The organism is Enterobacter cloacae complex sp. SHL020 (assembly GCF_049236945.1).
Lineage (GTDB): Bacteria > Pseudomonadota > Gammaproteobacteria > Enterobacterales > Enterobacteriaceae > Enterobacter > Enterobacter dykesii.
Genome location: NZ_JBMKJF010000002.1, coordinates 382,777 through 396,369, shown reverse-complemented (window position 1 = coordinate 396,369; position 13,593 = coordinate 382,777). Strand labels below are relative to the sequence as shown.

General features: G+C 55.4%; 12 protein-coding genes. 11 read left to right on the top strand and 1 reads right to left on the bottom strand.

All coding sequences use genetic code 11. The features are described from left to right. Window positions 1-41: 41 nt before the first annotated feature. The 10 genes from miaB (at window position 42) to rihA (ending at window position 10,267) form a co-directional block, all read left to right on the top strand. On the top strand, window positions 42-1,466 hold the full coding sequence (gene miaB, locus ACOTZB_RS06970; RefSeq protein ID WP_032641703.1) for a tRNA (N6-isopentenyl adenosine(37)-C2)-methylthiotransferase MiaB: 1,425 nt from the start codon (window positions 42-44) through the stop codon (window positions 1,464-1,466). A gap of 163 nt (window positions 1,467-1,629) precedes the next feature. After that, entirely contained in the window at window positions 1,630-2,676 is a 1,047-nt protein-coding gene (locus tag ACOTZB_RS06965; protein WP_008501053.1) for a PhoH family protein, read from the top strand. After that, on the top strand, window positions 2,673-3,140 hold the full coding sequence (gene ybeY / locus ACOTZB_RS06960) for an rRNA maturation RNase YbeY (RefSeq protein WP_008501052.1): 468 nt from the start codon (window positions 2,673-2,675) through the stop codon (window positions 3,138-3,140). The genes ACOTZB_RS06965 and ybeY overlap by 4 nt, the downstream gene beginning before the upstream one ends. 89 nt (window positions 3,141-3,229) lie before the next feature. Then, a complete protein-coding gene (gene corC, locus ACOTZB_RS06955) occupies window positions 3,230-4,108 on the top strand; it encodes a CNNM family magnesium/cobalt transport protein CorC (RefSeq protein ID WP_021242574.1) in 879 nt (292 codons plus the stop codon). A gap of 5 nt (window positions 4,109-4,113) precedes the next feature. After that, window positions 4,114-5,652, top strand: coding sequence for an apolipoprotein N-acyltransferase (gene lnt / locus ACOTZB_RS06950; RefSeq protein ID WP_421626776.1), 1,539 nt, complete (start codon window positions 4,114-4,116; stop codon window positions 5,650-5,652). Between the two features lie 352 nt (window positions 5,653-6,004). After that, window positions 6,005-6,910 carry an amino acid ABC transporter substrate-binding protein gene (locus ACOTZB_RS06945; RefSeq protein ID WP_193804837.1) on the top strand — a complete coding sequence of 302 codons (906 nt, stop codon included), beginning with the start codon at window positions 6,005-6,007 and terminating at the stop codon, window positions 6,908-6,910. 155 nt (window positions 6,911-7,065) lie between these two features. Beyond that, window positions 7,066-7,806: an amino acid ABC transporter permease gene (locus tag ACOTZB_RS06940; protein WP_023310756.1), complete on the top strand. Its 741-nt coding sequence runs from the start codon at window positions 7,066-7,068 to the stop codon at window positions 7,804-7,806. Further along, window positions 7,806-8,480, top strand: coding sequence for a glutamate/aspartate ABC transporter permease GltK (gltK, locus tag ACOTZB_RS06935; RefSeq protein WP_014883002.1), 675 nt, complete (start codon window positions 7,806-7,808; stop codon window positions 8,478-8,480). Before ACOTZB_RS06940 ends, gltK begins: the two co-directional genes overlap by 1 nt. Next, window positions 8,480-9,205: an amino acid ABC transporter ATP-binding protein gene (locus tag ACOTZB_RS06930; protein ID WP_010428605.1), complete on the top strand. Its 726-nt coding sequence runs from the start codon at window positions 8,480-8,482 to the stop codon at window positions 9,203-9,205. The genes gltK and ACOTZB_RS06930 overlap by 1 nt, the downstream gene beginning before the upstream one ends. A gap of 120 nt (window positions 9,206-9,325) precedes the next feature. Further along, window positions 9,326-10,267 (top strand): pyrimidine-specific ribonucleoside hydrolase RihA, encoded by a 942-nt coding sequence (gene rihA, locus ACOTZB_RS06925; RefSeq protein WP_193804838.1) that lies wholly within the window; start codon window positions 9,326-9,328, stop codon window positions 10,265-10,267. 42 nt (window positions 10,268-10,309) lie between these two features. Here rihA and ACOTZB_RS06920 read toward each other — a convergent pair whose 3' ends face one another. Next, window positions 10,310-10,792 carry a zinc ribbon-containing protein gene (locus ACOTZB_RS06920; protein WP_032661386.1) on the bottom strand — a complete coding sequence of 161 codons (483 nt, stop codon included), beginning with the start codon at window positions 10,790-10,792 and terminating at the stop codon, window positions 10,310-10,312. A gap of 214 nt (window positions 10,793-11,006) precedes the next feature. Here ACOTZB_RS06920 and leuS point away from each other — a divergent pair, with 214 nt between their 5' ends. Beyond that, on the top strand, window positions 11,007-13,589 hold the full coding sequence (gene leuS / locus ACOTZB_RS06915) for a leucine--tRNA ligase (RefSeq protein WP_033144930.1): 2,583 nt from the start codon (window positions 11,007-11,009) through the stop codon (window positions 13,587-13,589). Window positions 13,590-13,593: the final 4 nt, after the last annotated feature.

Here is a 13,593-nt window from a genome sequence, read left to right as displayed (position 1 = left end):
CATTACAATACGCGGCTTGCAATCCTGAGCTGAGCAAGTCGATGACTAAAAAACTCCATATAAAAACCTGGGGCTGTCAGATGAACGAATACGATTCATCTAAGATGGCCGATCTGCTGGATTCAACCCACGGATACCAGCTGACAGAAAATGTGAAAGAAGCGGACGTGCTGCTGCTGAACACCTGTTCGATTCGTGAAAAAGCGCAGGAAAAAGTCTTTCACGTGTTAGGCCGCTGGAAGCTTCTCAAGCGAAAAAATCCGGACCTGATCATCGGCGTGGGTGGCTGCGTTGCGTCGCAGGAAGGTAAGCTGATCCGCCAGAGAGCCCCGTATGTGGATATTGTCTTTGGCCCTCAGACCCTGCACCGCCTGCCGGAGATGATCAATCAGGTTCGCGGCAACCGTAGTCCGGTCGTTGACGTGAGCTTCCCGGAGATCGAAAAGTTTGACCGTCTGCCAGAGCCGCGCGCCGATGGCCCGACCGCCTTCGTCTCCATCATGGAAGGCTGCAACAAATACTGCACTTACTGCGTGGTGCCTTACACCCGCGGTGAAGAAGTCAGCCGTCCGGCAGACGATATTCTGTTTGAAATCGCGCAGCTTGCCGCACAGGGCGTTCGCGAAGTGAACCTGCTGGGCCAGAACGTAAACGCCTGGCGCGGGGAAAACTACGATGGCACCACCGGCAGCTTTGCCGAACTGCTGCGTCTGGTGGCCGCGATTGACGGTATCGACCGCATTCGCTTTACCACAAGCCATCCGATGGAGTTTACCGACGACATCATTGACGTGTATCGCGATACGCCAGAGCTGGTGAGCTTCCTGCACCTGCCGATTCAGTGCGGCTCTGACCGCGTGCTGAACCTGATGGGCCGCCCGCATACGGTGCTGGAGTACAAGTCCACCATTCGCAAGCTGCGTGAAGCGCGTCCGGATATCCAGATCAGCTCCGACTTTATCGTCGGCTTCCCTGGCGAAACCGCTGATGACTTCGAGCGCACCATGAAGCTCATCGGTGAAGTAAATTTTGACGTCAGCTACAGCTTCATCTTCTCTGCGCGTCCTGGAACACCTGCGGCCGATATGGTTGACGATGTGCCGGAAGAAGAGAAAAAGCAGCGTCTGTATATTCTGCAGGAGCGTATTAACCAGCAGGCCAATGCGTGGAGCCGCCGTATGCTCGGCACCGTTCAGCGCATTCTGGTGGAAGGCACCTCCCGCAAGAGCATTATGGAACTCTCCGGTCGTACCGAAAACAACCGCGTGGTGAACTTTGAAGGCACCCCGGATATGATCGGTAAATTCGTGGACGTCGAGATTGTCGAAGTGCTGACCAACTCGCTGCGCGCGAAGCTGGTACGCACCGAGGACGAAATGGGCCTGCGTATTGCCGAGTCTCCGGAATCCGTGATCTCTCGTACCCGTAAAGAAAACGATTCTGGCGTGGGGATTTACCAGCCTTAATTCTCCTGGCCTGCCTTTCCGGCAGGCCTTGTATTTCCTCTCATCGTCCCCAATATCTTCCGCAACGCTTGCGCCTTTATTCTGTGGCGTGAATAATTTCGGTAATGAACGTTTTATTACGCCCTATCGCAATGGGTCAGTTAACCAATTAAAGAGGAACAGTTTGAATATAGATACGCGTGAAATTAGCCTTGAGCCAGCAGACAACGCTCGCCTGCTGAGCCTGTGCGGGCCGTTTGATGACAACATCAAACAACTGGAGCGACGTCTGGGTATCGAAATCAATCGTCGCGATAATCATTTCAAACTTACCGGACGCCCTATCTGCGTCAACGCCGCTGCGGACATTCTGCGTAGCCTGTATGTCGATACCTCCCCGATGCGCGGCGAAATTCAGGATATCGAACCGGAACAAATTCACCTCGCCATTAAAGAGGCGCGCGTGCTTGAGCAGAGCGCGGAAAGCGTGCCGGACTACGGTAAGGCAATCAATATCAAGACCAAACGTGGCGTCATTAAGCCGCGTACGCCAAACCAGGCGCAGTACATCGCCAACATCCTCGACCACGACATCACCTTCGGGGTGGGTCCGGCGGGTACGGGTAAAACCTATCTGGCCGTTGCCGCTGCGGTCGATGCGCTGGAACGCCAGGAGATCCGCCGTATTCTGCTGACCCGTCCTGCCGTTGAGGCCGGTGAAAAACTGGGCTTCCTGCCGGGCGATCTGAGCCAGAAGGTCGACCCGTATCTGCGCCCTTTATACGATGCGCTGTTCGAGATGCTCGGCTTTGAGAAGGTCGAGAAGCTCATTGAGCGTAACGTAATCGAAGTTGCTCCGCTTGCCTACATGCGCGGTCGTACGCTGAACGACGCGTTCATCATTCTTGATGAGAGCCAGAACACCACCATCGAACAGATGAAGATGTTCCTGACGCGTATCGGCTTTAACTCGAAAGCGGTCATCACCGGTGACGTCACCCAGATCGACCTGCCGCGCAGCACCAAATCAGGCCTGCGCCACGCCATTGAGGTGCTGGCCGAGGTCGACGAAATCAGCTTTAACTTCTTCCACAGTGAAGACGTGGTACGCCACCCGGTGGTCGCGCGTATCGTAAACGCCTATGAAGCCTGGGAAGAGGCGGATCAGAAGCGTAAGGCCGAACTGGCCGCAGAACGTAAGCGCGAAGCGCAGGAGCAAGAACAGAAATGAGTCAGGTGATCCTCGATTTACAGCTGGCCTGTGAAGACAATTCCGGCATGCCAGATGAGGCACAGTTTCAGAAATGGCTGGATGCCGTTATTCCTCAGTTTCAGGAAGAATCAGAAGTTACGATTCGCCTGGTGGATGAAGCAGAAAGCCATGAGCTTAACCTGACCTATCGCGGGAAAGATAAGCCGACCAACGTGCTCTCTTTCCCGTTCGAAGCGCCTCCGGGCATTGAGATGCCGCTGCTGGGCGATCTGATCATCTGCCGTCAGGTGGTTGAACAGGAAGCCAAAGAGCAGCAAAAGCCGCTTGAGGCCCACTGGGCGCATATGGTGGTACACGGCAGCCTGCATCTGCTCGGCTACGATCACATTGAAGATGACGAAGCGGAAGAGATGGAGTCCCTCGAGACAGAGATAATGCTTGCTCTGGGCTATGAGGATCCGTACATTGCCGAGAAAGAATAGTCCGTCATCTGACTGACTCACATGCCGCCACGAAGGGACATCGCGTGGCGGTAAACGTTGAACTAACAAGAGAACCCTTAACAAACGCCATGAGCGACGACAATTCACACAGTAGCGACACGACAACCAGTAAAAAGGGATTTTTCTCCCTCATTCTGAACCAGCTTTTCCACGGCGAACCCAAAAACCGTGATGAACTGCTGGAGCTGATTCGTGATTCCGGGCAGAACGACCTTATCGACGAAGATACGCGCGAAATGCTCGAAGGGGTCATGGACATCGCCGACCAGCGCGTTCGCGATATCATGATCCCCCGCTCGCAGATGATCACCCTGAAACGTAACCAGACCCTGGACGAGTGCCTCGATGTGATCATCGAATCCGCCCACTCGCGTTTCCCGGTCATCAGCGAAGATAAAGATCACATCGAAGGGATTTTGATGGCCAAAGATCTGCTGCCGTTTATGCGCAGCGATGCCGAAGCCTTCAGCATGGAAAAAGTGTTACGTCAGGCCGTGGTTGTGCCGGAAAGTAAACGTGTGGATCGGATGCTGAAAGAGTTTCGCTCTCAGCGTTACCACATGGCGATTGTTATTGATGAATTTGGTGGCGTTTCCGGTCTGGTCACGATCGAGGATATTCTTGAGCTGATCGTGGGCGAAATCGAAGACGAGTACGATGAAGAAGAAGATATCGACTTCCGTCAGCTTAGCCGCCACACCTGGACCGTGCGCGCGCTGGCCTCGATTGAGGACTTTAACGACGCCTTCGGCACCCACTTCAGCGATGAAGAGGTCGATACCATTGGCGGGCTGGTGATGCAGGCCTTTGGGCACCTCCCGGCGCGCGGTGAGACCGTTGACATCGACGGTTACCAGTTCAAAGTAGCCATGGCCGACAGCCGACGTATTATACAGGTTCACGTCAGAACGCCGGACGACTCACCGGTGCCAAAACTGGAAGATTAATGTAAATGGCATTTGCCCCACTGCTTGAACGCCAGCGCGTCCGTTTGCTGCTGGCGCTGTTACTCGGAGCCAGCGGTACGCTGGCTTTTTCTCCTTACGATATCTGGCCCGCGGCCATTCTCTCCCTGATGGGGCTTCAGGGCCTGACCCTGAATCGTCGTCCGGTACAGGCCGCGGCTATCGGCTACTTCTGGGGGCTGGGGCTGTTTGGCTCAGGCATTAACTGGGTTTATGTCAGCATCGCCCAGTTTGGCGGTATGCCAGGCCCGGTAAACGTCTTCCTGGTGGTACTGCTCGCCGCATATCTCTCGCTCTATACCGGTTTGTTCGCCGGCATCCTTTCTCGCCTGTGGCCAAAAACCACCTGGCTGCGCGTCGCCATTGCCGCGCCGGTGGTCTGGCAGATAACCGAGTTCCTGCGCGGCTGGGTGCTGACGGGCTTCCCGTGGCTGCAGTTCGGCTACAGCCAGATTGACGGCCCCCTGAAGGGTCTGGCGCCGGTCATGGGCGTTGAGGCTATTAACTTCCTGCTGATGGTGGTAAGCGGCCTGCTGGTACTGGCGCTGGTCACGCGCTGCTGGAAGCCGCTTGCCGTGGCGCTGGTGCTGTTCGCCCTGCCCTTCCCGCTGCGCTATATCCAGTGGTTCACGCCCGAGCCCGATCGCGCCATGCAGGTTTCCATGGTGCAGGGGAATATTCCGCAGTCCATGAAGTGGGACGAGAAGGAGCTGCTGAATACGCTGAAGATCTATGCCAACGCCACCGAAGAGGTGATGGGTAAATCCCAGCTGATTATCTGGCCGGAGTCTGCAATCCCCGATCTGGAAATTAACCAGCAGCCGTTCCTCAACATGATGAACGACCTGCTGCTGGCGCGCGGCAGCACGCTGATCACCGGGATTGTCGATGCGCGTCTGAATCAGCAGAACCGCTACGACACCTACAACACCATCATTACGCTCGGCAAAGACAGCGAATACAGCTACCACTCCACTGACCGGTACAACAAGAACCACCTGGTGCCGTTTGGTGAATTTGTGCCGCTGGAGTCGATTCTGCGCCCGCTGGCCCCGTTCTTTGACCTGCCGATGTCCTCTTTCAGCCGCGGCCCGTACGTACAGCCTCAGCTGCACGCGCACGGCGTTGCCCTGACGGCAGCCATCTGCTACGAAATCATTCTCGGCGAGCAGGTACGCGATAACTTCCGTCCGGATACCGACTATCTGCTGACCATCTCCAACGATGCCTGGTTTGGTAAGTCAATCGGGCCTTGGCAGCACTTCCAGATGGCACGTATGCGCTCCCTGGAGCTGGCGCGTCCGCTGCTGCGCAGCACCAACAACGGCATCACCGCCGTGATTGGTCCGCAGGGCGAGATTCAGGCGATGATCCCGCAGTTTACCCGTGAGGTACTGACCACTAAAGTCACACCAACCACGGGGCTGACGCCATACGCGCGCACCGGCAACTGGCCGCTGTGGATACTGACCGCGCTGTTCGGCTTTGGCGCGGTGCTGATGAGCCTGCGTCAGCGTCGGAAGTAACCTTTCCTTCTATTGTCGGGTGGCGTAGCCGCCACCCGACAATTCCCTCCAGATACCCATATTGGCACGCCTATTGCTTTGTTTATTCAGGTAAACGCAGTTTGGCTTAACGTGCAACTTTGTCGCACCAGCGTAGATCATCGGTAGCACCGAAACGGTGCAACGGGAGATGTTTGCCTCTGATTGGTGCGGCGCGCTTCGCAAAAATAAACAATAACGCAGCAAAATCTTTACATTAAGCCAGACTAAATGTTAACAAGCTTGCATAACACTGCACTCGCACTGCGCGAGATATAACAACATCACAATGGGTATCAATGCGTCGCTGGCGCTGATAAAAAAGGAGTTGGGTATGCAATTACGTAAACTGGCCACAGCAATGCTGGTAATGGGAATGTCTGCAGGCGTGGTTCACGCTGAAGATGCTCCGGCAGCAGGCAGCACTCTCGACAAGATTGCCAAAAACGGCGTGATCGTGGTCGGCCACCGTGAATCTTCAGTCCCGTTCTCTTACTACGACAACACGCAAAAAGTCGTGGGCTATTCACAGGATTACTCCAACGCCATCGTTGAAGCTGTGAAGAAAAAGCTGAACAAACCTGACCTGCAGGTGAAGCTGATCCCAATCACTTCACAGAACCGTATTCCACTGCTGCAAAACGGCACCTTTGACTTCGAGTGTGGCTCCACCACCAACAACCTCGAGCGTCAGAAACAGGCTGCCTTCTCGGACACCATCTTTGTCGTGGGCACCCGTCTGCTGACGAAGAAAGGCGGTGAGATCAAAGACTTCGCTGACCTGAAAGGGAAAGCGGTTGTTGTGACCTCCGGCACCACGTCAGAAGTGCTGCTGCACAAGCTGAACGACGAGAAGAAAATGGATATGCGCATCATCAGCGCGAAAGACCATGGCGACTCCTTCCGTACCCTGGAAAGCGGTCGTGCCGTCGCGTTTATGATGGATGATGCCCTGCTGGCGGGCGAACGTGCGAAAGCGAAAAAACCAGACAACTGGGATATCGTCGGTACCGCGCAGTCCAAAGAAGCCTACGGCTGTATGATGCGTAAAGACGATCCGCAGTTCAAAAAGCTGATCGATGACACCATCGCTCAGGTGCAGACCTCCGGCGAAGCGGAGAAATGGTTCGACAAGTGGTTCAAGAACCCGATTCCGCCAAAAAACCTGAACATGAATTTTGAACTGTCTGACGACATGAAAGCGCTGTTCAAATCTCCAAATGACAAGGCTCTTAACTAATTAGAACTACAGGGGCGGGATCTCCTGCCCTCTCGATTGTCGGGAAGCATGGACAGACTATACGTTGAGTGGTCGTTCCCCACTCAGCGCGAAAAATGAGCTTCTCACCAATCTTCGAGGGTAGCGCTGCTACCCTTTTTTTTCTGGAGTTTATTATGTCAATAGACTGGAACTGGGGCATATTCCTGCAACAAGCCCCGTTCGGCAACACCACCTATCTTGGCTGGCTGTGGAGCGGCTTTCAGGTTACCGTGGCATTATCGATAACGGCGTGGATTATCGCGTTTCTTGTCGGTTCTTTGTTCGGTATTCTGCGCACCGTCCCTAACCGTTTTCTATCAACGCTTGGCACCCTGTATGTGGAACTGTTCCGTAACGTTCCGCTGATCGTGCAATTCTTTACCTGGTATCTGGTTATCCCGGAACTGCTGCCGGAAAATATTGGCATGTGGTTCAAGTCGGAACTGGATCCGAACGTGCAGTTCTTTGTCTCCTCCATGATGTGTCTGGGGCTGTTTACCGCTGCGCGCGTTTGCGAGCAGGTGCGTGCCGCCATTCAGTCATTGCCGCGCGGACAAAAAAACGCGGGCCTGGCGATGGGCCTGACGCTGCCCCAAACTTACCGCTACGTGCTGCTGCCTAACGCCTACCGCGTTATCGTTCCACCGATGACCTCTGAGATGATGAACCTGGTGAAAAACTCGGCCATCGCCTCGACTATCGGCCTGGTCGACATGGCCGCGCAGGCGGGCAAGCTGCTGGATTACTCTGCTCACGCGTGGGAATCCTTCACCGCGATCACGCTCGCGTATGTTCTGATTAACGCTTTCATCATGCTGGTGATGAACCTGGTTGAACGCAAAATCCGCCTGCCGGGTAATCTGGGGGGCAAATAATGTACGAATTTGACTGGAGTTCTATCGTTCCATCCATGCCTTACCTGCTTGATGGCCTGGTGATTACCTTAAAAATCACCGTCATTGCCATCATCATTGGTATCGTCTGGGGCACCCTGCTGGCCGTCATGCGCCTGTCGAGCTTTAAGCCGCTCGCCTGGTTCGCGACCGCCTACGTTAACGTGTTCCGCTCCATCCCGCTGGTGATGGTGCTGCTGTGGTTTTACCTGATTGTGCCCGGCTTCCTGCAGAACGTGCTGGGGCTGTCGCCGAAAACCGATATCCGTCTGATCTCCGCCATGGTGGCGTTCTCAATGTTCGAGGCCGCTTACTACTCGGAGATTATCCGAGCGGGCATTCAGAGTATCTCCCGCGGGCAATCCAGCGCCGCGCTGGCGCTGGGGATGACGCACTGGCAGTCCATGCAGCTCATTATTCTGCCGCAGGCGTTTCGCGCCATGGTTCCGCTCCTGCTCACCCAGGGCATCGTGCTGTTCCAGGATACCTCGCTGGTCTACGTTCTGAGTCTGGCTGACTTCTTCCGTACCGCGTCAACCATCGGTGAACGTGATGGTACGCAGGTCGAGATGGTGCTCTTTGCGGGTGCGGTCTATTTTGTGATTAGTTTAAGCGCATCGCTGTTGGTCAGCTGGCTGAAGAAAAGGACGGTATAATGATTTCCCTGAAGAATGTTTCTAAATGGTATGGGCACTTTCAGGTGCTGACCGACTGCTCCACCGAAGTCAAAAAAGGCGACGTGGTGGTGGTATGCGGGCCGTCCGGCTCCGGTAAATCGACGCTGATTAAAACCGTCAACGGACTGGAGCCGGTGCAGCAGGGTGAGATCGTCGTCAACGGCACCAAGGTCAACGACAAGAAAACCAACCTCGCTCAGCTTCGCTCTCACGTTGGCATGGTGTTCCAGCATTTTGAGCTGTTCCCTCACCTCTCCATTATTGAGAACCTGACGCTGGCGCAGGTAAAAGTGCTTAAGCGTGATAAAAAAGCGTCGCGCGAGAAAGGTCTGAAGCTCTTGGAACGCGTTGGGCTCTCGGCGCATGCCGATAAGTTCCCGGCACAGCTTTCTGGCGGCCAACAGCAGCGTGTGGCGATCGCCCGTGCGCTGTGTATGGATCCAGTGGCAATGCTGTTTGATGAGCCAACGTCGGCGCTCGATCCAGAGATGATCAACGAAGTGCTGGACGTGATGGTCGAGCTGGCTCACGAAGGGATGACCATGATGGTGGTGACCCACGAAATGGGCTTCGCCCGTAAAGTGGCCAACCGCGTGATCTTTATGGACGAAGGAAAAATTGTCGAAGACTCACCGAAAGAAGAGTTCTTCGCTAACCCGAAATCCGACCGCGCCAAAGACTTCCTTGCGAAAATCCTGCACTAATCTTCCCGGTGCGCAATCTGCGGATTGCGCACTGCTTCACGCTTTCACTCAGTTCCTCTCGTCGGCGTCACATTGCAGCGTTAACCTTGTCACAAAATTACGCTACGTATGGAGAACGCTATGGCACAGCCTATTATTCTCGATTGCGATCCGGGTCATGACGACGCGATCGCGCTCGTCCTCGCTCTTGCCTCCCCTGAACTCGAGGTAAAAGCCGTCACCTCATCCGCCGGAAATCAGACGCCTGACAAAACCCTGCGCAACGTGCTGCGTATGCTCACGCTGCTCAAACGCACCGACATTCCTGTCGCCGGCGGGGCCGTGAAGCCGCTGATGCGCGAGCTAATTATTGCCGACAACGTTCATGGTGAAAGCGGGCTGGACGGTCCGGCACTGCCGGAGCCGGGATTTGCGCCGCATGACTGTACCGCAGTGGAGCTGATGGCAAAGGTGCTGCGCGAAAGCGCAGAACCGGTGACGCTGGTGGCAACAGGACCGCAAACCAACGTTGCGCTGCTGCTGAACAGCCATCCTGAGCTGCATAATAAAATTGCCCGTATTGTGATTATGGGCGGGGCCATGGGGCTGGGGAACTGGACGCCTGCGGCGGAGTTCAACATCTTTGTCGACCCGGAAGCGGCGGAAATTGTCTTCCAGTCCGGCTTACCGATTGTGATGGCGGGGCTGGACGTTACCCATCGCGCGCAGATTATGGCGGACGATATTGAGCGATTCCGCTCCGTGGGTAATACGGTCGCGACAACCGTGGCCGAGCTGCTCGACTTCTTTATGGAGTATCACAAAGCCGAGAAGTGGGGCTTCCACGGCGCGCCGCTGCACGACCCGTGCACCATTGCCTGGCTACTTAAGCCGGAGATGTTCACCACGGTGGACAGATGGGTTGGTGTTGAGACGCAGGGAAAATACACCCAGGGAATGACGGTGGTAGATTACTACTCGCTGACGGGGAATAAGCCGAATACCACGGTGATGGTGGACATCGATCGCGAGGCGTTTGTGGATTTACTGGCGGAGAGGCTTGCTTACTATAGTGCGGCCTGATGCCCTCTCCCAAGGGGAGAGGGAGCAAACCTGCGCTTTTATTTAGGGCTCAAACGGACGACGCTGAAACTGATCGTGGCCGCATTTCGGACACAGCGGCAGGACATCCGGCGTATATACCGCAATATGGTGGTGGCAATTCTCGCACACCAGATTTCCCAAGCCGACCACCTCACCACTGTGATAAACACCGTGATGGTTCAAATCCTGAAAGACCTCGCGCCACTCCAGCTGCGTTTTATCCGTGATGTCGGCCAGCTCTTGCCACAGGCTCTCTTTAATCACCCGCATAAAAACGCTGTCCGTGACCTCCTCCTGACTCTCCTGGTAGCTGCGCGCAAACTCTTCCAGATCGCGACGCACGGCGCGCGTCACCTCTTCCACTTCGGTTCGCGTTAACTCACCCGTTTGCGTCACGCGGGCACGCGCTTGCTCCACCAGCGCGTCGATATCTCGCTCGCCGTTACGCAGCCGTTCCGTCAGTGTCGCCACCAGTTCGCGGTAAAATTGAGCAACCTTGTTCATCATTTTGCCTCCCGGGTAAGTAACTATTTCTAATAATAGACCTTATTTCAGCGCCGCTTTGTCAGGTGAAGCACAGACCCGGTAAATTCCTGCAAAGCGCATTTGTGCGAAAGGCTGTTTTGACGCGGGCGTTTGGGCTATGCTATGCGGATCTGAATTACCACATCCATTGGCTACATTTGTAGCTGTATTGAAAACAGGACCACTGGCTGCCATGCAAGAGCAATACCGCCCGGAAGAGATAGAATCAAAAGTCCAGCAACACTGGGACGAGAAGCGCACCTTTGAAGTAACCGAAGACGAGAGCAAAGAGAAGTATTACTGCCTGTCGATGCTTCCCTATCCTTCTGGTCGACTACACATGGGCCATGTGCGTAACTACACCATCGGCGATGTGATTGCACGCTACCAGCGCATGCTGGGTAAAAACGTTCTGCAGCCTATCGGCTGGGATGCGTTCGGTCTGCCTGCGGAAGGCGCGGCGGTCAAAAACAACACCGCGCCGGCACCGTGGACGTACGACAACATCGCGTACATGAAAAACCAGCTCAAAATGCTGGGCTTTGGCTATGACTGGAGCCGCGAGCTGGCAACCTGTACCCCGGAATACTATCGCTGGGAGCAGAAGTTCTTCACCGAGCTGTATAAAAAAGGACTGGTGTATAAGAAGACCTCTGCCGTTAACTGGTGTCCGAATGACCAGACCGTTCTCGCTAACGAACAGGTTATCGACGGCTGCTGCTGGCGCTGTGACACCAAAGTTGAGCGTAAAGAGATCCCACAGTGGTTTATCAAAATCACCGCTTACGCTGATGAGCTGCTGAACGATCTGGATAACCTGGATCACTGGCCAGATACCGTTAAGACCATGCAGCGCAACTGGATCGGCCGTTCTGAAGGCGTGGAGATTACCTTCAACGTTGAGAACTACGACCAGACCCTGACCGTCTACACCACCCGTCCGGACACCTTCATGGGCGCGACCTACCTGGCCGTGGCCGCAGGTCACCCGCTGGCGCAGAAAGCGGCAGAGAACAACCCGGAACTGGCGACCTTCATCGACGAGTGCCGCAACACCAAAGTGGCCGAAGCCGACATGGCGACGATGGAGAAAAAAGGCGTCGCGACAGGCTTCTATGCGAAGCATCCACTGACTGGCGAAGCGATTCCGGTCTGGGCAGCGAACTTCGTGCTGATGGAGTACGGTACAGGCGCGGTAATGGCCGTACCGGGACACGACCAGCGCGACTACGAGTTTGCCACCAAATACAGCCTGCCGATCAAAGCCGTTATTCTGGCCGCCGATGGTTCTGAACCCGATCTGTCCGAACAAGCGCTGACCGAAAAAGGTACCCTGTTCAACTCCGGTGAATTCAGCGGCCTGAGCTTCGAAGAGGGCTTCAACGCCATCGCCGATAAGCTGGCCTCTCTGGGCGTGGGCGAGCGTAAAGTTAACTTCCGTCTGCGCGACTGGGGCGTGTCCCGTCAGCGTTACTGGGGTGCGCCAATTCCAATGGTGACGCTGGAAGATGGCACCGTGATGCCAACGCCGGAAGATCAGCTCCCGGTGATCCTGCCGGAAGACGTGGTCATGGACGGTATCACCAGCCCGATCAAAGCCGATCCTGAGTGGGCAAAAACCACCGTCAACGGTCAGCCTGCGCTGCGTGAAACCGACACTTTTGACACCTTTATGGAGTCATCCTGGTACTACGCGCGCTACACCTGCCCGCAGTATCAGGACGGTATGCTCGATTCCGATGCGGCAAACTACTGGCTGCCGGTAGATATCTACATCGGCGGCATCGAACACGCCATCATGCACCTGCTCTACTTCCGCTTCTTCCACAAACTGATGCGCGATGCAGGTATGGTGAACTCTGACGAACCAGCAAAACAGCTGCTGTGTCAGGGCATGGTACTGGCGGATGCGTTCTATTACGTCGGTGCTAACGGCGAGCGTAACTGGGTTTCTCCGGTTGATGCGATCGTCGAGCGCGACGAGAAGGGCCGTATCGTTAAGGCGAAAGACGCCGAAGGTCATGAACTGGTCTATACCGGCATGAGCAAGATGTCCAAGTCGAAAAACAACGGTATCGACCCGCAGGTGATGGTTGAGCGTTACGGTGCGGATACCGTGCGTCTGTTCATGATGTTTGCCTCTCCGGCCGACATGACCCTGGAATGGCAGGAGTCTGGCGTGGAAGGCGCAAACCGCTTCCTGAAACGCGTCTGGAAACTGGTTTACGAACACACTGCACTGGGCGATGCCCCGGCGCTGAACGCCGCAGCACTGACTGAAGATCAGCAGGCGCTGCGTCGCGATGTTCATAAAACGATTGCAAAAGTGACCGATGATATTGGTCGTCGTCAGACCTTCAATACCGCAATTGCGGCTATTATGGAACTGATGAACAAGCTGGCGAAAGCCCCGCAGGACGGTGAGCAGGATCGTGCCCTCATGCGTGAAGCGCTGCTGGCCGTTGTTCGCATGCTGAACCCGTTCACTCCGCACGTTAGCTTTACCCTGTGGCAGGAGCTGAAAGGCGAAGGCGATATCGACAACGCGCCGTGGCCGCAGGCTGACGAAGCCGCGATGGTGGAAAACACGACGCTGGTTGTGGTCCAGGTAAACGGCAAAGTCCGCGGTAAAATTACCGTGGCGGTCGATGCAACCGAAGAACAGGTTCGCGAGCGCGCGGGCCAGGAACCTCTGGTCGCAAAATATCTTGAGGGCGTTACCGTACGTAAAGTGATCTACGTACCGGGTAAACTGCTCAATCTGGTCGTTGGCTAAGCGC